Source organism: Stenotrophomonas sp. 22LJNL06-5-1, from assembly GCF_056861455.1.
This window is the reverse complement of the sequence record NZ_JBSPUE010000007.1, coordinates 138723-156788: the sequence shown is the minus strand read 5'-3', so window position 1 is coordinate 156788 and position 18066 is coordinate 138723. Positions and strand designations below refer to the sequence as shown.

Below are 18066 nucleotides of genomic sequence, written 5' to 3'. Positions count from 1 at the left end.
CCCCAAAGGTCGACGAGGACGAGTGACGCCGGTGGCAGGGCGACATTTTGATGATGGTCGTGGTCTTCGGTCGTTCTCCGACCCGGTCGCGGTGCGCTGCCATCGTTGTGATACGCCTGGTTGGGTGGTTACCAGCAAGACTTGCTGCAGGACGTCAGCGCGGTTCCGCTGCACCGGGTGCAGTGCGTCCCTGGATGGCTCGGATTGGGTCGGTGCGATGCGCATGCAGGGACATCGGCCGTGCGGCTACTGTGGTCATCAATGGCTGTGCGTCAATCGGCACATTGCATCGGGTACACCCGCACCGACCACTTTTCCTGCTCGCTGTGAGCAGTGTGGACGAACCAGTGATGTTTCGGTCACGGCTTCCCCGCTGCGTGAAGCAGAGGCTGCAGATCCGCATTTCGGATTGCCGTTGCGCTTGGTTGAACCGACCCGCGCAGGCTTGCTCTGGGCCTACAACGCCGAGCACCTTCAGGCATTGCATGACTATGCGGTATCGACGTTGCGCGAGCGCGGCGCTGTACACAATGGATCCATGTTTTCGCGCCTGCCGCAGTGGATGAAGCTGGCCCGCAACCGGGTGTTGCTGCAGCGTGCGGTGGAGCGGTTGCAGCGGCGGTTGTTGCAGGGGTAGTACCGGCCGCTGGCCGGCAACCGTCGTTGGTAGATGCCGACCTTGGTCGGCGCTGTGGGTTCGTGCCAACCAAGGTTGGCACCCACCAGAGCGATCGTTGGTATCAGAGCAGCCCTTCGCGCTTCACCGCCAGGTAGCGCTCCACCAGCGCGCCGGGCAGGGCATCGGCGGTCACGTCCAGCACCATTACCTTTTCGCTGCGCAGTGCCTCATGCGCCTTCGCACGCTGCTGCAGGTACAGCGCCGCGGCACCGGCCTGGGTGGCGTCTTCCAGTGTCTGCACTTCGCCCTCCAGCACGCCGTCCAGCTCGCGCTCGCGCAGGCTGGCCACGCACACCAGGTGGCGCCGCTGCAGCAGGCGCACTGCCGCCAGCAGGTCTTCGATGTCTTCGTCGCGCACGTTGCTGACCAGCATCACCAGCGCACGCCGGCGCTGGCGCAGTGAAACCTCGGTGGCGGCGGCCAGGTAATCGGTGGCCACCGCGCGCGGCTGCAGGTCGTAGCTGGCGCGCAGCAGGTGCTCGACCGTGCCCATGCCGCGCTGCGGCGCCACCCATCGGCGTTCACCACCGGCAGCGAACAGGCCGGCGGCGTCGCCCTGGCGCAGCGCCAGGTAAGCCACCACCAGCGAGGCATTCAATGCGTGGTCGAAGTGCGAGAGTCCGCCTTCGCTGGCCAGCATGCGCCGGCCACTGTCGAGCATCAGCAGCAGTTGCTGGTTCTTCTCGTCCTGGTACTCGCGCGAGATCAGCTTGCGCGCACGCGCGGTGGCCTTCCAGTCGAGCTGGCGCAGGCTGTCACCGATGCGGTACTCACGCATCTGGTGGAAGTCGGTGCCTTCACCACGGCGGCGCTTCACGTGTGCACCGACCAGCCGCGAGGCCTGGTCGGCACTGAACAACGCAAAGCGGGTAAGCGGCACGAAGTTCGGATAGACCCGCACGTCCAGCGCGGGCGGCAACGTGCGTTGCTGCCACCACAGGCGCCATGGCGAGCGCATGCGCAGGTGCACGCCTTCGAAGCGGAAGTGCCCACGCTGCAGCGGCTGCAGGTGATAGTGCAGGGTGGAAGCGGTGCCCGCCTGCAGGCGCACGCGCTGCGGCAGCGATTCCAGCGGCCAGCCGCCGGGCACCAGGTCGAACACCTGCACCGTCATCGACGCGTCTGCCTGCAGCCGCAGTGCAGCCTCGCGGCGCACGCCCAGTGCCAGTGCTTCGGGCAGTTCGCGCTGCACCTGCGGCGACGGACGCCGCGACTGCCGCCACAGATCCATCAACGCCGGCACGGCAATCGCCAGTGCCGTCAGCGCCCAGCTCCAGCGCGGCAGCACCCCGCCCAGCACCAGGCCGCCCAGCGCGGCCCAGGCCAGCAGCAACGCCAGCAGCAGCGGGGCCGGCCTCATCGGCGCGGCGCTTCCACCTTGGCCAGCAGCGCGCCCAGTACATCGTCGGCGTCCTGGCCTTCGATCTGCAGTTCCGGGGCCAGCGCGATGCGGTGGCGCAGCGCCGGGCGTGCGATGTCGCGCACATCATCCGGAGTGACGAAATCACGACCGGCCAGCACCGCCTGCGCGCGCGAAGCACGCACCAGCGCGATGCTGCCGCGCGGACCGGCGCCGACCGCGATACCCGGCCACTGCCGGGTGGCGGCAACGATGCGTACCGCGTAGTCAATCACTTCGTCATCGACGGTGATCGCCGCCGTGGCACGTTGCAGTTCCAGCAGTTCGCCGGCACCGAGCACGCGCGGCACCTGGCTCAGGTCGAAATCGCTGGCAGCGCGGCCGCTGGTGATCGCGGTCACCATGCGCTTCTCGTCCTCAAGCTGCGGGTAGTCGATCAGCACCTTCAGCAGGAAGCGGTCCAGCTGCGCTTCCGGCAGCGGATAGGTACCTTCCTGCTCCAGCGGGTTCTGCGTGGCCAGCGCCATGAACGGCGGTGCCAGGGTGAAGGCCTTGCCTTCGATGGTCACCTGGCCTTCCTGCATCACCTCCAGCAGTGCCGACTGTGTCTTGGCCGGTGCACGGTTGATCTCGTCGGCCAGCAGCAGGTTGGTGAATACCGGGCCGCGGCGGATCTTGAAGCTCTCGCTCTTCGGGTCGTACACCGCGTGGCCGCTGACGTCGCTGGGCATCAGGTCGGGGGTGAACTGAACGCGACCGTAGTCCAGCTCCAGGGCCTGGGCCAGCGCGCGCACCAGCAGTGTCTTGCCCAGCCCGGGTACGCCCTCGATCAGCACGTGGCCACCGGCCAGCAGGGCCACCAGGATCTGGTCCAGCACATCGGCCTGGCCAATGAAGGCGTGTCCGACGGCGGTGCGGATGGCATCGACGCGTTCGATCAGGCGGGCGTTGGCGGCCGCCGGCAGCTCGGGGACTTCGGTCATAGCAGGGATCTCATCTGGAGCAGCAAGCGGATGCGCTCGCGCAGGGCGGAGGAATCGTGCGGCGGAGGGGGCGTGAGCGCGCTGGCAACGCGGCCCTGCGGCCACTTCAGCAGCTCGGCGATGGCTTGATCGCGCGGTGCGCCCTCCAGTGCGGCGGCAATCGGTGCGCGCAGGCGCAGGCGGTGCAGGAACAGGGCGAGTACGGCCTCGTACAGGCGTATGCCGTGACCGAAACGCAGCAGCAGTTCACCACTGGCTCGCACGTGCTCCAGCAGCGAACGGCGTTCCAGTACCGGTGACGGCAGCAGGCTGCCGAAGCGCTGCGAGCGGCCCCACAACCAGCCCAGCAGGGCCAGCAGCAGCGGCGCCCACAGTGGCCAGCCCTGATAGAACATGCGCGACCACAGCGATGGTGGGCGGCTGGCATAGACCAGCCAGACCGCACCCTTGCCATAGTTCGGATCGAGCAGGTAGCGGGTCAGGTCGCGATGCGACGCGTCGTGCAGGCCGTCGCTGGGCCCGCCGCCTGCTGACCCCAGGCGCGCCGCCGGTGAGTCCACCTCGCTGCGCATGAACTCCATGTCGGCCAGCACGCTCACCTTGCCCTGGCCATGGCGCAGGCGCGCGAACACCAGGTCGCGATCAGTGCCCCAGCGGCGTTCGGCCTGCGCACTGGCGGCAAAACCCAGGGTGAAGCGGCGGCCACCACAGAATTCAACGTGGCCAGGATCGTCGTCGACATGGAACGGCTGGCAGTCGCTGCGCTGGAACAGGCTGTCCACGCCCAGCCGGTCCAGCAAGGGGCCCTGCGTGCTGCCGGCATCGTCCTCGGCCGGCGGCGGTGTACGTACCAGCAGGTGGCCGCCACCGTCGACCCAGTCCAGCAGCGCGCTGGCGACGGGCGGCGGCAGTTCGCTGCTGTCCTGCAGCAGCACCACCGTATCGTTCGGCGCCAGTGCCATCTGCTGCAGTTCCAGCCGTGGCCGCGAGTGCACGACGATGCCATCGGCGCGCAGGGCCTGGCCGAGTACGTACAGCGGGTTGTAGGCGGCCTCGCCCTGTGGCGGCAGCCGGATCGTCTCGGTCACCCGTTCGTGCGTGCGCAGGTAGAGGATGGTCAGCGGTACGCCGAACAGCACCAATGCACCGAGCAGCAGCGACCAGAACAGGCGCGGACTCATGCCTGCCACCCATACTGCTGGCGCAGGGTATCGGCCAATGCGTCGAAATCGGCGCGGCTGGGCAGGCGGCCACCGTAGGCGGCGTACTGCCACATGCGCACGATGCGCGCGAACAGGTCACGGTCGCTGGCATCGGGCATGCGTCGCGACGCGCGCAGGCATTGCGCTTCGGTGGCACCGGGTGGAAGCGCGATACCGCTGCGCTCGCCCACCGTGCGCACGCTGGCGCGGTACAGCAGGGCCAGCGCCTGCCGCGGCCGGCCCTGGTCCCAGAGCAGGCCGGCCTGGGTGGCCACGTCCGGCGGCAGCACCACCGGCAACTCCACCTGTTCCTCCACCACCGGCGGTGCGGCCTCGGCCTTGCGTCGGCCACTGCCCCGCAGCCACGGCAGCCACAGCCGTGCGGTCAGCAGCAGCACCAGCAGCAGGATGCCGAGCAGGCCCCACAGGCCCCATTCGGCCAGCCGTGCCAGCCAGGCGATGCCGTCCTTGCGCGCTTTGCGTTCACCTTTGCTGTTGGTGTCACGCTGCAGCTGCTTGTCTTCCTTCTTCTCTTCCTCGGCCTGTTCGATCGGCTTCCAGCGGGTGACCTGGCGGGTCGGGCGCTGCAGCGGGTCTTCATAGGCGCGGTTCACTGCCTGACGGAAACCGGCGGTGTCCACCGGCGTAGCGCCGAAGATCGTTGCCGGCGTGTTGGCCGGGTCGATGGCTGCGGTGGCCGGTTCTTCCGCACTGTCTTCGTCTTCTTCGGCATCCTCGGCCTGCTCAGCGACCGTCTGCGCGTCCTGCGCATGCACCGGTGCGGAGACCAGCGGCAGTGCCAGGCACAGCAGCAGCGCCAGCGTCGATGCCGCCGGCAGCAGCCGCTCGCGCAGGCGGCGCAGGGCGATTTCCACGTCCCACGCTTCCATCTGCGTACGCCGGTTCAGGTACAGGCCGAAGCCGGCACCGACGTAGAACGGCCCGATCAGCACCGATGCCAGCCAGCACGCCAGGTTGAAGGCCAGCCGCGCCCATGCGGGTGTGTCCTGGCCGATCATGTCCCATGCGGCGCGCCAGGATTCGGACATCAGCTCCAGTGGCATGAACATGAACACCGCACCGATCGCGCCGGATACCAGCACGGCTTCGAACGCCAGGCAGGTCACGGTCAGTACCAGTGCCGCGCCCGCTGCGCCGGCTGCCACCGCACGACGGCGTGGGCCGCGCTGCCCCGGTGTGTTGCCTTCCAGCAGGTTCACCGGCAGGCACAGACTGCGCAGCACGCTGAAGCGGCGCCAGCTCAGGTAGCCCCAGAAGCCGCTGTTGCCCCAGCTTCGCTGCGCGCGCAGCGCGGCCAGCGTGCCGACCGGCTCACCGAAAATGCCGCGCGACAGCACGTACAGCGGCGCGCGTTCGAACAGCGGCTTGCACCACCACATCGCCAGCCAGGCCCAGCCGAAGGCATCCAGCCACCAGCCCAGCGCGTTGAAGATCACGAACAGCGGTGCACTGGCCAGCAGCCAGCTGCCCCACACCGCACGCGCGTGACGGCGGGACAGGGCGGTGCCCAGCTCCATCGCTTCCCAGCCACTGCGGGCGCGGAGCGCCACATCCAGGTGGTCAATGCGCATGGCCGCCCCCACGTCCGCCGCGCCACAGCCACAGCAGCACGCCGGCCCACAACACACCGGCCACGCTGAACTTGCCCCACGCCGGTACCTCGGCAAGCGAGGACCAGAAGGCTTCGATGAAGGCGGCCACCAGCAGCATGAACGCCGCGCCCAGGCACAGCCGGGCGCCGATCCGTCCGCCTTCGACCAGCGCATCCAGGCGGCTGCGCCGGCCGGGGGCCAGCAGCTTCATGCCCAGCTGCAGGCCGGCACCGCCGGCGATCACGATCGCAGTCAGCTCGAAGGCGCCGTGGCCGACCACGAAGCGCCAGAACGGGTCGCCATGGCCGATGTGCTGCAGGTGGCCCGCCACCGAACCGATGATCACGCCGTTGAACAACAGCACCAGCAGCGTGCCCAGCCCGGCCAGCAGTCCGCTGGCGAAGGTGCGCAGGGCGATGCTGATGTTGTTCATGATGTAGTGGCCGAACATCATCCAGTCGGTGCCGCTGTCACGCCCCAGGCGCTCGGCGGCGGGATCGTACATGCGCTCCATCTCGGCGATCTGGAGGTTGTCCATCAGCATGTGGATCAGGTCCGGATAGACCTGCACCAGCACGAAGCAGGCCACCGCCGGCAGCGCGAACATCGCCAGCGCCACCCACATGCTGCGCGCCTGGCTGCGCACCAGCAGCGGGAAGTCGGCGACCAGGAACTCCAGGGCACCCCGCCAGCGTGTCGGCGGCGTGCGGTACAGCACGCTGTGGCCCTGCTGCATCAGTTGCTGCAGGCGCTGCACCAGCTGCGGGCTGTAGCCGCGCTCGCGCGCCAGCGCCAGCTGCTGGCACAGCCGTCGGTAGCGCTGCGGGAAGGTGGTGTCGTCCAGTGCCAGGCCGCTGGCCTTGCGGCGCGTGCGGCGTGAGGCGCCGGCACGCAGCAGCAGCCACTGCTCCAGGTCCTGCCATTCCTGCTGGTAGCGGGCGACGAACTGCTCCTGTTTCATCGCCGCCCCAGCAGCCAGTTGGCCATCGCATACAGGCGCAGCACGCCGACCTGGCCATGGGTGCCGGTCAGTGGCTCGGCAATACCGGCCAGCTCCTGCTGGCGTGCCGCCGACAACCGCGGCGCGCGCTCGGCGAAGGCCATCAGCGCGGCCTGTTCCTCTGGTCGCAGGGGCTGCGGCGGAGCCAGCACGCTGTCGATGGTCGGCGGCGGTGGCAGGTACAGCGCGGGTGCGTGCACCACCACGGTGCCCGCCACCAGGTCGCCAAGGCGACGGCCATGCGGATCGAACAGGCTGCTGATCAGGCCCAGCGCATAGCCGAAGGGCAGCATGTCCACCGTGCGCAGCAGGTTGCGGGTGATCGCCGCCATCCAGCCTACCGGCGCGCCATCGCGGGACAGCACGCGCAGCCCCAGCGCACGCTTGCCCAGCGTGCGCCCCCACAATGCTTCGCAGACGATCGGGTAGGCCCAGTAGACCAGGAACATCAACACCAGGTAGAGGCCGGAGCCGAACTTGTCCAGCAGCGCCAGCGGAATGGACACCAGCACCAGTGCCGCGATGCGCACGCCGAGATCGACCAGCCAGGCCATCGCCCGCGGTACCGGACCGGCGGCAGGCAACTGCAGCGGCACACCCTCCGGCGTCACCACCTCGCGGTAGGTATCGAGCATCGGTGCGGCCATCAGCGCAATGGCCTTCGTTGTGGGCGCCGGGGTCCTCTCCGGCGGGCAGCCACAGGCATGGGGGTCTCGACAGGTCCTGGTCGGGCCAAGACTTTAGCAGAGCCGCATGGCAGCGTCGGGGGCTCAGCCCCGGTATTCGTCCTTCAGCCGCACGTAGTGGTCGGCCGAGTAATGCAGCGCCTCGATCTCCTTGTCACTCAGCGTGCGTGCCGGCCGGGCAGGGTTGCCGACCCACAGCTCGCCTTCGCCCACCACCTTGCCGGGGCCGATCACCGCACCGGCGCCGACGAAGCCATGGCGCTCCACGCGGGCACCGTCGAGGATGCAGGCGCCCATGCCGATCAGGCTGTAATCGCCGATCGTGCAGGCGTGGATGATGCAGCCGTGGCCGACGGTCACGCCTTCGCCGATCAGGGTCGGATAGCCGGCCTTGTTGTACGGGCTGTGGTGGCTGACGTGGATGATGGTGCCGTCCTGCACGTTGGTGCGTGCACCGATGCGCACATGGTTGACGTCACCGCGGATGACCGTACCCGGCCACACCGACACGTCGTCGGCCAGCTCCACGTCGCCGATGAGGGTGCAGGCCGGATCGATGTACACGCGCTCGCCGAGGACGGGCATCTTGTCGCGGAAGGGGCGCAGCGGGTTCATCGATGTCTCCGGAAATCAGGGCGTACGCGACGATGATACGCGCTCGGCCAATGGCGACCCCGCCGACACCTACCAGAGCGGTGATTGCAGTAGATCCACGCCATGCGTGGATGGCATCCAACGGCCTCGCGTTACGCCACGCGGCCGCGGCGCGCCCGCTCCAGGTGCACCAGCAGCAGTGAGATCGCGGCCGGGGTCATGCCGGGAATCCGCTGTGCCTGGCCGATGGTCTGCGGGCGCACGCGCTCCAGCTTCTGCAGTGCTTCGGCCGACAGCCCGCGCACCGTCGCGTAATCGAAGGCTTCGGCGATCGGCATGGCTTCGTGCCGCTGCTGGCGCTCGATCTCCTCGCGCTGGCGGTCCAGGTAGCCGGCGTACTTCACGCCGATCTCCACCTGCTCGGCGACCTTGGCGTCGGCCACGGCCGGGCCCAGTGACGGCACCTGCATCAGCTGCGCGTAATCCAGCTCGGGGCGCTTGATCAGGTCCAGCACATTGGTTTCGCGGCTGACCGCCACGCCCAGCGTGTCCTGCACTTCGCGGCCCAGTGCATTGGCCGGGGTTGCCCACAGTGCGCCCAGGCGCGCGCGCTCGGCAGCAACAGCGGCCTGCTTGGTCTCGAACGCGTTCCAGCGGCGGTCATCCACCAGGCCCATCTCGCGGCCGGCCGGGGTCAGGCGCTGGTCGGCATTGTCCTCGCGCAGCTGCAGGCGGTACTCGGCGCGGCTGGTGAACATGCGGTACGGCTCGTTGGTGCCGTGGGTGATCAGGTCATCCACCAGCACACCCAGATAGGCCTCGTCGCGGCGTGGGCACCAGCCGTCCAGCCCGCGCACCTGGCGTGCAGCGTTGAGGCCGGCCAACAGGCCTTGCGCGGCAGCTTCTTCATAGCCGGTGGTGCCGTTGATCTGGCCGGCGAAGAACAGGCCGTTGACCAGCTTGGTTTCCAGTGAGGCCTTCAGCCCGCGCGGATCGAAGAAGTCGTACTCGATCGCGTAGCCGGGGCGGGTGATGTGCGCGTTCTCGAAGCCACGGATGCTGCGCACCATCTCCAGCTGCACGTCGAACGGCAGCGAGGTGGAGATGCCGTTGGGGTAGATCTCGACGATGCCCAGGCCTTCGGGTTCGACGAAGATCTGGTGGCTGGCCTTCTCGGCAAAGCGCACCACCTTGTCCTCGATGGACGGGCAGTAGCGCGGGCCGATGCCTTCGATCTGGCCGCTGTACAGCGGTGAGCGGTGCAGTGCGTCGCGGATGATCTGGTGGGTCTGTTCGGTGGTGTGGGTGATCCAGCAGCTGACCTGCTGCGGATGCTCGTCCACCGAGCCGAGGAAGGACATCACCGGGCGCGGCGAATCGCCGGGCTGCTCGTCCATCGCGCTGTAGTCCAGCGAGCGGCCGTCGATGCGCGGCGGCGTGCCGGTCTTCAGGCGGTCCACCTGGAAGGGACGTTCGCGCAGTCGTGCCGCCAGCGTGGTGGCCGGCGGATCGCCCATGCGACCGGCGGCGTACTGGGTGGGGCCGACATGGATCTTGCCGGCCAGGAAGGTGCCGGCGGTCAGCACCACCGCCTCGGCGTCGAAACGCAGGCCGGTCTGGGTGATGACCCCGCGCACGGCGTCGCCTTCGATGACCAGGTCATCGACCGCGGCCTGGAACACGGTCAGGTTGGCCTGGCCTTCGACGATGGCGCGGATCGCCATGCGGTACAGGTTGCGGTCGGCCTGGCAGCGGGTGGCGCGCACGGCCGGGCCCTTGGACGCGTTGAGGGTGCGCCACTGGATGCCGGCGCGGTCGGCGGCATGCGCCATCGCACCGCCCAGGGCGTCGATTTCCTTGACAAGGTGGCCCTTGCCGATGCCGCCGATGGCCGGGTTGCAGCTCATCGCGCCCACCGTTTCGATGTTGTGGGTCAGCAGCAGGGTGCGCACGCCGGTGCGGGCCGCGGCCAGCGCGGCTTCGGTGCCAGCGTGGCCACCGCCGATGACGATGACGTCGTAACGATGGAAGGACGGATTCATGGGGGCTGTTCAGCTGGGCGCGGCCGGGGGGCGGCGCCGGGGTGGCGATTTTAGCGCCATTCGAGGCCGGGACGTCGGTGCCGGCCGGCCGGCGCCGAAATCAGCCCTAAAGTTGGCAGGATTTTTGCAGATAACCCAATAGCACCCATCGTGGCTGGCGCCGTAGGCGCCCGTGACCGGAATTGGAACAGGGGCCGGTACAGGCGCACGGTGGGGGAGCAGAGGGCCGGCAGTCGGGGGACTGTCCGGCCCTGTTTTTTGGGGCTGTCGGGAAGGCGCCATCCACGCATGGCGTGGATCTACTGAAGCTGGGGCCCTCGCCGGTTGGCGACCCCACAAAACAAACGGCCCCGCACTGCGGGGCCGTCTGCCTTCAGAGGTGCCGACATCCGACAGGGCCGGAACAGGGGGGATCCAGATGTTCCTGTCGGATATCGACGTAGAGCTTTTTGCGGCGGCCCGTGTCGTTTTTGTCACTTTGTGACGCGGGCCGTCACTGTCCGCGTAGATTGCGGCTTAGACCGTGTGAAATGCAAGACGGTTCAGCGCTCAACTGTGCGCTGCGTCGCACGATCCATGTTGCGCCAAGGGGAACCGTTCATCCTCGGCGCACTCGGTGCCGGCGCCGGACGGGCCTGCGGCGGGGGCGCCGACGGCTGGGCGTTCGATTGCGGCGGGCGGCGCATCGAGTCCATGTTCCGCCACGGCGAACCCCCGTTGTACGACGGTCGCGACGGCGGCGGCGGACGGTGCTCGCCGCCATTGCCCGGGCGCGGCGGCGGGCGGTGGTTGTGCGGCGGGCGGTAGATCGGGCGCGAGTAATACGGGTTGCCGTAGCCGCCGTAGTAGCCGCCATAGCCACCGTAGTAGGGGCCGTAGTTGTAGGGATAGCCGGCCGGGTAGCGGTATTCCACCGACGGCGCACCGTGGTAGTAGCTGCCGCTGCGGCCGCCGCCGACATAGTCGTAGGTGGTGCAGCCGGTCAGGGCCAGCAACAGGCCACCGGCAAGCATCAGGCGCATTTTCATGGTGGGTCCCCCCAGAGGACGGGTGTGCAGTCAGCTTCGGGCGCCAGCGTTGAATCGGCCCTTAATTCCGCCGGCCAGGATGAATGGAGGCGTAGGGCTGCATGCTGGCATGACCTGTGTCCCGGTCGCCAGCGCGAAGCCATACGTTAATCTTGCGTCATGAGCGATTCACTGTTGCCCCGCGCCGATGACGTCCTGCTTGCTGCGGCGAGGATCGCTCCGCATGCCAGCGTGACGCCGGTGCTGCGCTCGCGCACGCTCGACGCGCTGGCCGGCGCGCAGCTGGCGTTCAAGGCCGAGCACCTGCAGCGCGGTGGCGCATTCAAGTTCCGTGGTGCCTGCAACGCGGTGTGGTCGCTGGAGGCCCATCGCGCCAGTGCCGGCGTGGTCACCCACTCTTCCGGCAATCACGGCGCCGCCCTGGCGCTGGCCGCACGCACCCGGGGCATTCCCTGTCACGTGGTGGTGCCGGAAGGTGCGGTGGCGGCCAAGCTGGCCAATATTGCCCGCCATGGCGCCACGCTCTGGCACTGCCCGCCGACCATCGCCGACCGTGAGGCCACCTGCGCCAAGGTGCAGGCCGATACCGGCGCGACCCTGGTGCATCCCTATACGAACCCGGCGGTGATGGCCGGGCAGGGTACCGCCGCCCTGGAACTGCTGCACAGCGACGGCCCGTTCGATGTGCTGGTGGTGCCGGTGGGCGGTGGTGGCCTGGCCAGCGGTACTGCGCTGGCGCTGCAGCACGCCAGCCCGCGGACCCGTCTGGTGCTGGCCGAGCCGGCTGGTGCCGACGACACCGCGCGCTCGCTGGCTGCTGGCGAGCGCCAGGGCGCGTTCACCCCGGACACGATCTGCGATGGCCTGCGTACCCTGATCGGCGCGCCCAATTTCGAACTGCTGCGCGCGGCCGGTGCCGAGGTGATCGTGGTCGATGACACCGAAACGATGGCCGCAATGCGCCTGCTGTGGGAGGTGCTCAAGCAGGTGGTCGAGCCGTCTTCGGCCACCGTGCTGGCCGCGGTGCTGGCACAGCCGCAACGTTTCGCCGGCCTGCGCGTGGGCCTGGTGCTGTCCGGCGGCAACGTCGACCTGCCCGCGCTGCGCTGGGGGGCGCCATGAGCCGCGACCGGCATCGGCCTCGCACCGGCCTGCTGGGCTGGCTGTGGCGGCTGTTTGTCCTGCTGGTGATCTGGCTGCTGGGCGTGACTGCCTGGATCGTCTGGGTCGGCGAGCGTGACCAGGCCTCCAAGGCCGATGCCATCATCGTGCTGGGTGCGGCGGCCTATGACGCCAAGCCGTCACCGGTGTTCGAAGAACGTATCCGGCATGGGCTGGATCTGTACGAAGCCCAGTACGCGCCGCTGCTGATCTTCACTGGCGGTTACGGTGGCACCGGTGCGCGCTTCTCCGAATCGCAGGTGGCGCGGCGCTATGCGCTGAAGCATGGCGTACCGGACGATGCGATCCTGATCGAAACCGCTTCGCGCAACACCGTGCAGAACCTGGTCGAAGCCAAGCGGCTGATGGACCAGCGCGACCTGCACCGGGTGATCATCGTCAGCGATCCACTGCACATGGCGCGCGCGCTGCGCCTGAGCAAGGCACTGGGCATCGATGCGCTGGCCTCGTCCACGCCCAGCACGCGCTTCCGCAGCTTCCACACCAGCTGGCGCTTCCTGGTGCAGGAAATCTATTTCTTCCACCGCGACCTGGTGCGCCCGCCGCTGAGTTCGCCGGCCAATACCTGAGCAGCTGCCGCTGCGATCGCCCGGGTTATCGTGCTGGCCCATACCTGCCTTTGGTAGGTGCCGACCTTGGTCGGCACGATGCTGGCGGCACCGCGATCTGATGGGTTGTGCCAACCTAAGGTTGGCACCTACCAAAAGCAGACCCGCGATCGTTCGATCAGGTCTGCTTGCGCCGGATCGGAATCGCCGACACCGGCACCGAGGCCACGTCATGCCCGCCTTCGCGGATCGGTGCGCCCGGGTCAGGTGCCCAGGCATGCGCATAGATCACTTCCCAACTGCTGGGCAGCTTGCCGTCGGCACGGCGCATCGGCTCGTACGCGGCGGCTGCAGCCGCGAAACGGCTACGCCCGGTCAGGGTGTGGCGGCGGTCCACCCGCGCGTTGGTCGCGCCCATCGCGCGCAGTTCGCGCATCAGCGAAGGCAGATCATCGTAGGTCAGGGTGAACAGATCGCGATCCAGCACCGGGTCGCGGAAGCCGGCCATCATCAGCGCGTCGCCGAACTGGGCGATCTGCGCGAAGCGGCTCACGTGCGGGCGGTCATCGGCGGCCGCGAAGGCCTCGTTGAGTTCGATCAGGGTTTCCGGGCCGAAGGTGGAACACACCAGCAGGCCCCCGGGCTTGAGCACGCGACGGAAGCCTGCGAACACCGCCGGCAGGTCGTCCACCCACTGCAGGCACAGGTTGCTGAAGATCACATCCACGCTGTTGTCGGCCAGCGGCAGCGCAGCGGCGTCGCCGCACAGGCGCTGGAACGGCCTCCACCAGCCGGCCTGGCGCTTGGCCTGGTCCAGCATCGGCAGCGCCACGTCCAGCGCGATCACCTGCGCCTTCGGCCAGCGCTTCTTCATCAACGCACTGGCATGGCCGGTACCCGCGCCGATGTCCAGCACCACCTCGGGCTTGCGCGCCTCCAGGTAGTCCAGCGATTCGATCAGCCGCGACTGCACCTCGCGCTGCAGGGCGGCGGCGGCGTCGTAGCTGCTGGCGGCACGGGCGAACGCGCGGCGGACGTGGCGGGCATCGAAGTGGGACGGCATTGCGAAAGTCTCTTAGAACGTACCGGGGTAGGCGCCGCCGTCGATCAGCAGGTTCTGCCCGGTGAGGTAACCGGCCTGCGCACTGCACAGGAAGGCGCAGGCGGCGCCGAATTCGTCCGGCGTGCCGAAGCGGCCGGCGGGAATCTGCTGGCGGCGGCGTTCGGCCACTTCGCCGGCATCGCCGTCCTTGCCCGCGCTGTGGGCGAAGTTGGCGCGCAGGCGGTCGGTGTCGAACTGGCCAGGCAGCAGGTTGTTGATGGTGACGTTGTGGGCCACGGTGCGGCGCGACAGGCCGGCGACGAAACCGGTCAGGCCACAGCGCGCGCCGTTGGACAGCGCCAGGATGTCGATCGGTGCTTTCACCGCCGATGAGGTGATGTTGACGATGCGGCCGAAGCCGCGTTCGATCATCGCGTCGACGGTGGCGCGGATCAGCGCGATCGGCGCCAGCATGTTGGCGTCCAGCGCGGCAATCCAGTCGTCGCGTTCGAAATTGCGGAAATCACCGGGCGGCGGACCACCGGCGTTGTTGACCAGGATGTCCACCTGCGGGCATGCGGCCAGTACTGCCGTGCGGCCGGCCTCGGTGGTGACATCGGCGGCGACCGCGCGTACCTCGGCAGCGCCGGGCAAGGCGCGCAGTGCTTCAGCGGCGGCCTGCAGTGCAGCATCACCACGGGCCACGATCACCACGTTGACGCCCTCGCGCACCAGCGCACGCGCGCAACCCAGGCCCAACCCCTTGCTTGCGCCGCAGACCAATGCCCAGCGGCCGTTGATACCCAGATCCATGCGTCAGTCCTGCGGAATTCGGAAGGCGCTCATTGTCCGCCATCGGCCGGTGACAGGCCGGCAACGAAGTGTTGCAGGGCCGCGGCGACCTCGTCGGCATGGCCGAGGAAGGGCGCGTGGCCGCCGTGGGCGACGGTCAGCGCCTGCGCACCCGGGGCCAGTGCCGCGGCGGCCTGCATCTCCACCGGAGACACCAGACGGTCACGCTGGCCGGCGATCCACAGGCTGGGCTTGCCCAGCGTTGGCAGTGCCCCGCGCAGATCGGTGCTCTCCAGCAGGCGCAGGCCTTCCAGCAGGGCGCGTTCGGTGGGCGCACCGCGCTCGACCAGGCGCTGGCGCAGGGTGCGCAGCTCATCGCGGGCGTGTGCCGAGCCCATTACGTCCAGCGCGAGGAAGCGTTCCAGCGTGCCGCCGAAGTCGGTCGCCAGCTCGCGGCCGAACTGCTCGAACACCGCCGGTTCCACCGCGTGCGGCCAGTCTTCGCCTCGCACGAAGCGCGGCGTGGCGGCGATCATCGCCAGCCCGCGCACCTTTGGCAGCGTGGCCGCCGCATGCAGCGCGAACAGGCCACCCAGCGACCAGCCACACCACACCGCCGGCGGCGTGGCCGCGGCAATGGCGTTGACCACGAACGGCAGGCGCAGCGGCGTGGTGTCGTCGCGGCTGTGACCATGGCCGGGCAGGTCGACCAGATGCAGGGTGAACTGGTCCGCGAGGCGCTGCACCAGCGGCGCGAACACACCGCCCTGCAGGGCCCAGCCGTGGATCAGTACCAGGTCCGACCCACGGCCGGTGACTTCAATATGCATGGGCAACGACACGGAACTCAGGCAAAAGCGGGCAGCGGCGGTGGCGCGGCTTCACGCACGGCCAGGGTCACGCGATCACGCGCGCTGGCGATGGCCTCGACCAGGCCACGCACCTGTTCCGGCGTGTGCAGCGCGGACAGTGTCACGCGCAGGCGTGCCTTGCCTTCCGGCACCGTCGGCGGGCGGATTGCACCAACCAGCCAGCCGGCCTGTTCCAGCGCCGTGGACATCGCCACGGCGGTGTGGTCATCGCCGCACAGCAGCGGCTGGATCGGCGTTTCCGAAGCCATCAGGTCCAGGCCATGGCGACGCGCTTCACTGCGGAACAGCGCGATCAGGTCGGTGAGCTTGGTGCGGCGCCAGTGGTCGCGGCGCGCCAGGCGCACCGCTTCAAGCGCAGCAGCGGCCATCGCCGGTGGCACGGCGGTGGTGTAGATGTACGGGCGCGCGGTTTCGGCCAGATGCTCGATCAGGTCGTCGCGGCCCAGCACCAGTGCACCGGCACCGCCCAATGCCTTGCCCAGCGTGACCAGCTGCAGCGGTACGTCGTCCACGCCCAGCCCGGCGGCGGCCACGGCACCACGGCCATCACCGACCACGCCTACACCGTGCGCATCGTCAACATAGAACAGCGCCTGCTGCAGGCGTGCCACAAGCGACAATGCACGCAGCGGTGCGATGTCGCCATCCATGCTGAAGACACCATCGGTGGCCAGCATTGCCGCGCCATCGGGCGCGTGCTTGAGCTGACGCATTGCGCCTTCCGCATCCAGATGCGGATAACGGCGCAGGCGTGCACCGGCCAACCGGGTGGCATCGAGCAGGCTGGCGTGGTTGAGCTTGTCCTGTACGCAGACATCGTTCTCTTCGCTCAGCAGTGCCTGCTGCACCGCCAGATTGGCGGCGAAGCCACTGCCAAACAGCAGCGCACGCGGGTAGCCCAGCCACTCGGCCACCTCGCGTTCCAGCGCCTCATGCAGGGCATGGTGGCCGCAGACCAGGTGTGAGGCACCGGCGCCAGCGCCTTCGCGTGCGGCGGCGTCCTGCAGCGCGTTGACCACGCTGAACTGCTGGGCCAGGCCCAGGTAGTCGTTGCTGCAGAAGGCGGTCAGCCACTGGCCGTCCACTTCCAGGCGCACGCCATCACGACGGCTGACCGTGCGTCGCGGGCGGCGACGGCCTTGGGCATCGCGCAGAGCGCGCTGGGCGTGGAGGCGGGCGGTCAGGTCGGGGCGGGCCATGGTGGCTGAATGCGTCGACGGGGCGGCTAGGGTAGCGCGTTGCCGCGGCGCCTGCTTGCGGCCCGTCTCAGGCCGCGTGAGCGCAGCCACAGCCGGGCGTATCGGCACTGATATCGGCGTGCACGGTGCCGCCGTGGTCGTGGCCCTCGGCATCCACCTGCACCGCCATCGGCTGCAGGCCCAGGCGTGCGAACAAGGCCAGGTCGCGCTCGCTCTCCGGGTTGCCGGTGGTCAGCAGCTTGTCGCCATAGAAGATCGAATTGGCACCGGCCAGGAAGCACAGCGCCTGCAGCTCGTCGCTCATCGCCTCGCGCCCGGCCGACAGCCGCACCATCGAGCGCGGCATGGCGATGCGCGCCACCGCGATCATGCGCACGAACTCGAACGGGTCCAGCTCGGCACTGCCATGCAGCGGCGTGCCCGCCACCTGCACCAGCTTGTTGATCGGTACTGAATCGGGATGCGCTGGCAACGTGGCCAGTGCCAGCAGCAGGCCGACGCGCTGCGCGCGCGTCTCGCCCATGCCGACGATGCCGCCGCAACAGGTTTTCAGGCCTGCATCGCGCACGTGCTCCAGCGTATCCAGGCGGTCCTGATACTGGCGCGTGTGGATGATCGAATCGTAGTAGTCCGGCGCGGTGTCGAGGTTGTGGTTGTAGTAGTCCAGGCCCGCATCCTTCAGCGCACGCGCCTGCTCGCCACTGAGCATGCCCAGCGTGGCACAGGTCTCCAGGCCCAGTGCCTTCACCCCGGCAATCATTGCCGCCACCTTCGGAATGTCGCGGTCCTTCGGCGAACGCCACGCGGCACCCATGCAGAAGCGCGATGCACCGGCGGCCTTGGCCTGGCGTGCCTTGGCCAGCACCGCGTCGGTCTCCATCAGCTTCTGCGCGTTCACCCCGGTGTTGTAGCGCTGTGCCTGCGGGCAGTACGCGCAGTCTTCCGGGCAGCCGCCGGTCTTCACCGACAGCAGCGTGGACACCTGCACCTGCGATGGGTCGAAGTGCTCGCGATGGACCGCTGCGGCGCGGAACAGCAGCTCGGGGAACGGCAGATCGAACAGCGCCTGCAGTTCGTCGTGTTGCCAGTCGTGGCGGATGGCAGCAGCCATGGCGGGACCTTGGGTACGAGTGGAGCGAGGGCGGCAGTGTGGGTGGGCGCGCGCAGGCTGTCAACAATATTCATGTTTGCATGGTTTACAGTGTTTGCGCTCCGGGCGATCCCGCCCGGAGCGTTGCTTCTGT

17 protein-coding genes are annotated in these 18066 nt (G+C 68.8%); 3 read left to right on the top strand and 14 right to left on the bottom strand.

From position 1 onward, the window contains the following. Nucleotides 1-217 precede the first annotated feature (217 nt). A complete protein-coding gene (locus tag AC13GF_RS15770; RefSeq protein ID WP_483005238.1) occupies nucleotides 218-637 on the top strand; it encodes a hypothetical protein in 420 nt (139 codons plus the stop codon). A 103-nt stretch (nucleotides 638-740) separates the two neighbouring features. On the opposite strand, the gene AC13GF_RS15765 is transcribed toward AC13GF_RS15770, so the two are convergent. From AC13GF_RS15765 to AC13GF_RS15725, 9 genes are all read right to left on the bottom strand, one after another. Continuing rightward, nucleotides 741-2039: a DUF58 domain-containing protein gene (locus tag AC13GF_RS15765; protein WP_483005237.1), complete on the bottom strand. Its 1299-nt coding sequence runs from the start codon at nucleotides 2037-2039 to the stop codon at nucleotides 741-743. After that, nucleotides 2036-3022 carry an AAA family ATPase gene (locus AC13GF_RS15760; RefSeq protein WP_014648782.1) on the bottom strand — a complete coding sequence of 329 codons (987 nt, stop codon included), beginning with the start codon at nucleotides 3020-3022 and terminating at the stop codon, nucleotides 2036-2038. Before AC13GF_RS15760 ends, AC13GF_RS15765 begins: the two co-directional genes overlap by 4 nt. Continuing rightward, on the bottom strand, nucleotides 3019-4203 hold the full coding sequence (locus AC13GF_RS15755; RefSeq protein WP_483005236.1) for a DUF4350 domain-containing protein: 1185 nt from the start codon (nucleotides 4201-4203) through the stop codon (nucleotides 3019-3021). Before AC13GF_RS15755 ends, AC13GF_RS15760 begins: the two co-directional genes overlap by 4 nt. Continuing rightward, nucleotides 4200-5816, bottom strand: coding sequence for a DUF4129 domain-containing protein (locus AC13GF_RS15750; protein WP_483005235.1), 1617 nt, complete (start codon nucleotides 5814-5816; stop codon nucleotides 4200-4202). The genes AC13GF_RS15755 and AC13GF_RS15750 overlap by 4 nt, the downstream gene beginning before the upstream one ends. Further along, nucleotides 5806-6798: a stage II sporulation protein M gene (locus AC13GF_RS15745; RefSeq protein ID WP_483005234.1), complete on the bottom strand. Its 993-nt coding sequence runs from the start codon at nucleotides 6796-6798 to the stop codon at nucleotides 5806-5808. The genes AC13GF_RS15750 and AC13GF_RS15745 overlap by 11 nt, the downstream gene beginning before the upstream one ends. Next, on the bottom strand, nucleotides 6795-7484 hold the full coding sequence (locus AC13GF_RS15740; RefSeq protein ID WP_049400866.1) for an RDD family protein: 690 nt from the start codon (nucleotides 7482-7484) through the stop codon (nucleotides 6795-6797). Before AC13GF_RS15740 ends, AC13GF_RS15745 begins: the two co-directional genes overlap by 4 nt. A gap of 123 nt (nucleotides 7485-7607) precedes the next feature. After that, on the bottom strand, nucleotides 7608-8138 hold the full coding sequence (locus AC13GF_RS15735) for a gamma carbonic anhydrase family protein (RefSeq protein WP_483005233.1): 531 nt from the start codon (nucleotides 8136-8138) through the stop codon (nucleotides 7608-7610). 131 nt (nucleotides 8139-8269) lie between these two features. Further along, nucleotides 8270-10159 (bottom strand): tRNA uridine-5-carboxymethylaminomethyl(34) synthesis enzyme MnmG, encoded by a 1890-nt coding sequence (gene mnmG, locus AC13GF_RS15730; protein WP_483005232.1) that lies wholly within the window; start codon nucleotides 10157-10159, stop codon nucleotides 8270-8272. A gap of 542 nt (nucleotides 10160-10701) precedes the next feature. Next, complete coding sequence (locus AC13GF_RS15725) at nucleotides 10702-11187, bottom strand: hypothetical protein (RefSeq protein ID WP_019337023.1); 486 nt, start codon at nucleotides 11185-11187, stop codon at nucleotides 10702-10704. Nucleotides 11188-11346: 159 nt separating this feature from the next. Between AC13GF_RS15725 and AC13GF_RS15720 the strand changes: the two genes are divergently transcribed. Next, nucleotides 11347-12309 carry a pyridoxal-phosphate dependent enzyme gene (locus AC13GF_RS15720; RefSeq protein WP_483005231.1) on the top strand — a complete coding sequence of 321 codons (963 nt, stop codon included), beginning with the start codon at nucleotides 11347-11349 and terminating at the stop codon, nucleotides 12307-12309. Next, the gene (locus AC13GF_RS15715; RefSeq protein ID WP_483005334.1) at nucleotides 12294-12938 is read left to right on the top strand and encodes a YdcF family protein; all 645 of its coding nucleotides are present in this window, start codon (nucleotides 12294-12296) and stop codon (nucleotides 12936-12938) included. Before AC13GF_RS15720 ends, AC13GF_RS15715 begins: the two co-directional genes overlap by 16 nt. Nucleotides 12939-13095: 157 nt before the next feature. Here AC13GF_RS15715 and bioC read toward each other — a convergent pair whose 3' ends face one another. The 5 genes from bioC to bioB all read right to left on the bottom strand — a co-directional run bounded on the left by bioC (nucleotide 13096) and on the right by bioB (nucleotide 17933). After that, nucleotides 13096-13980, bottom strand: a complete 885-nt coding sequence (gene bioC / locus AC13GF_RS15710; protein ID WP_483005230.1) for a malonyl-ACP O-methyltransferase BioC — start codon at nucleotides 13978-13980, stop codon at nucleotides 13096-13098. 12 nt (nucleotides 13981-13992) lie between these two features. Next, nucleotides 13993-14772, bottom strand: a complete 780-nt coding sequence (locus AC13GF_RS15705) for an SDR family oxidoreductase (protein WP_483005229.1) — start codon at nucleotides 14770-14772, stop codon at nucleotides 13993-13995. A 29-nt stretch (nucleotides 14773-14801) separates the two neighbouring features. Then, the gene (gene bioH / locus AC13GF_RS15700; RefSeq protein ID WP_483005228.1) at nucleotides 14802-15581 is read right to left on the bottom strand and encodes a pimeloyl-ACP methyl ester esterase BioH; all 780 of its coding nucleotides are present in this window, start codon (nucleotides 15579-15581) and stop codon (nucleotides 14802-14804) included. A gap of 17 nt (nucleotides 15582-15598) precedes the next feature. Continuing rightward, a complete protein-coding gene (gene bioF / locus AC13GF_RS15695; RefSeq protein WP_483005227.1) occupies nucleotides 15599-16822 on the bottom strand; it encodes an 8-amino-7-oxononanoate synthase in 1224 nt (407 codons plus the stop codon). Between the two features lie 67 nt (nucleotides 16823-16889). Then, complete coding sequence (bioB, locus tag AC13GF_RS15690; protein WP_032127076.1) at nucleotides 16890-17933, bottom strand: biotin synthase BioB; 1044 nt, start codon at nucleotides 17931-17933, stop codon at nucleotides 16890-16892. Nucleotides 17934-18066 lie beyond the last annotated feature (133 nt).

Bases quoted from the DNA above. Each gene is read 5' to 3' on its own strand.
- bioF (WP_483005227.1), bottom strand. From the start codon at position 16,822: ATGGCCCGCCCCGACCTGACCGCCCGCCTCCACGCCCAGCGCGCTCTG.
- AC13GF_RS15740 (WP_049400866.1), bottom strand. From the start codon at position 7,484: ATGGCCGCACCGATGCTCGATACCTACCGCGAGGTGGTGACGCCGGAG.
- AC13GF_RS15720 (WP_483005231.1), top strand. From the start codon at position 11,347: ATGAGCGATTCACTGTTGCCCCGCGCCGATGACGTCCTGCTTGCTGCG.
- AC13GF_RS15755 (WP_483005236.1), bottom strand. From the start codon at position 4,203: ATGAGTCCGCGCCTGTTCTGGTCGCTGCTGCTCGGTGCATTGGTGCTG.
- AC13GF_RS15745 (WP_483005234.1), bottom strand. From the start codon at position 6,798: ATGAAACAGGAGCAGTTCGTCGCCCGCTACCAGCAGGAATGGCAGGAC.
- bioB (WP_032127076.1), bottom strand. From the start codon at position 17,933: ATGGCTGCTGCCATCCGCCACGACTGGCAACACGACGAACTGCAGGCG.
- AC13GF_RS15760 (WP_014648782.1), bottom strand. From the start codon at position 3,022: ATGACCGAAGTCCCCGAGCTGCCGGCGGCCGCCAACGCCCGCCTGATC.
- AC13GF_RS15770 (WP_483005238.1), top strand. From the start codon at position 218: ATGCGCATGCAGGGACATCGGCCGTGCGGCTACTGTGGTCATCAATGG.
- AC13GF_RS15735 (WP_483005233.1), bottom strand. From the start codon at position 8,138: ATGAACCCGCTGCGCCCCTTCCGCGACAAGATGCCCGTCCTCGGCGAG.
- AC13GF_RS15725 (WP_019337023.1), bottom strand. From the start codon at position 11,187: ATGAAAATGCGCCTGATGCTTGCCGGTGGCCTGTTGCTGGCCCTGACC.
- AC13GF_RS15765 (WP_483005237.1), bottom strand. From the start codon at position 2,039: ATGAGGCCGGCCCCGCTGCTGCTGGCGTTGCTGCTGGCCTGGGCCGCG.
- bioH (WP_483005228.1), bottom strand. From the start codon at position 15,581: ATGCATATTGAAGTCACCGGCCGTGGGTCGGACCTGGTACTGATCCAC.
- AC13GF_RS15750 (WP_483005235.1), bottom strand. From the start codon at position 5,816: ATGCGCATTGACCACCTGGATGTGGCGCTCCGCGCCCGCAGTGGCTGG.
- AC13GF_RS15705 (WP_483005229.1), bottom strand. From the start codon at position 14,772: ATGGATCTGGGTATCAACGGCCGCTGGGCATTGGTCTGCGGCGCAAGC.
- bioC (WP_483005230.1), bottom strand. From the start codon at position 13,980: ATGCCGTCCCACTTCGATGCCCGCCACGTCCGCCGCGCGTTCGCCCGT.
- mnmG (WP_483005232.1), bottom strand. From the start codon at position 10,159: ATGAATCCGTCCTTCCATCGTTACGACGTCATCGTCATCGGCGGTGGC.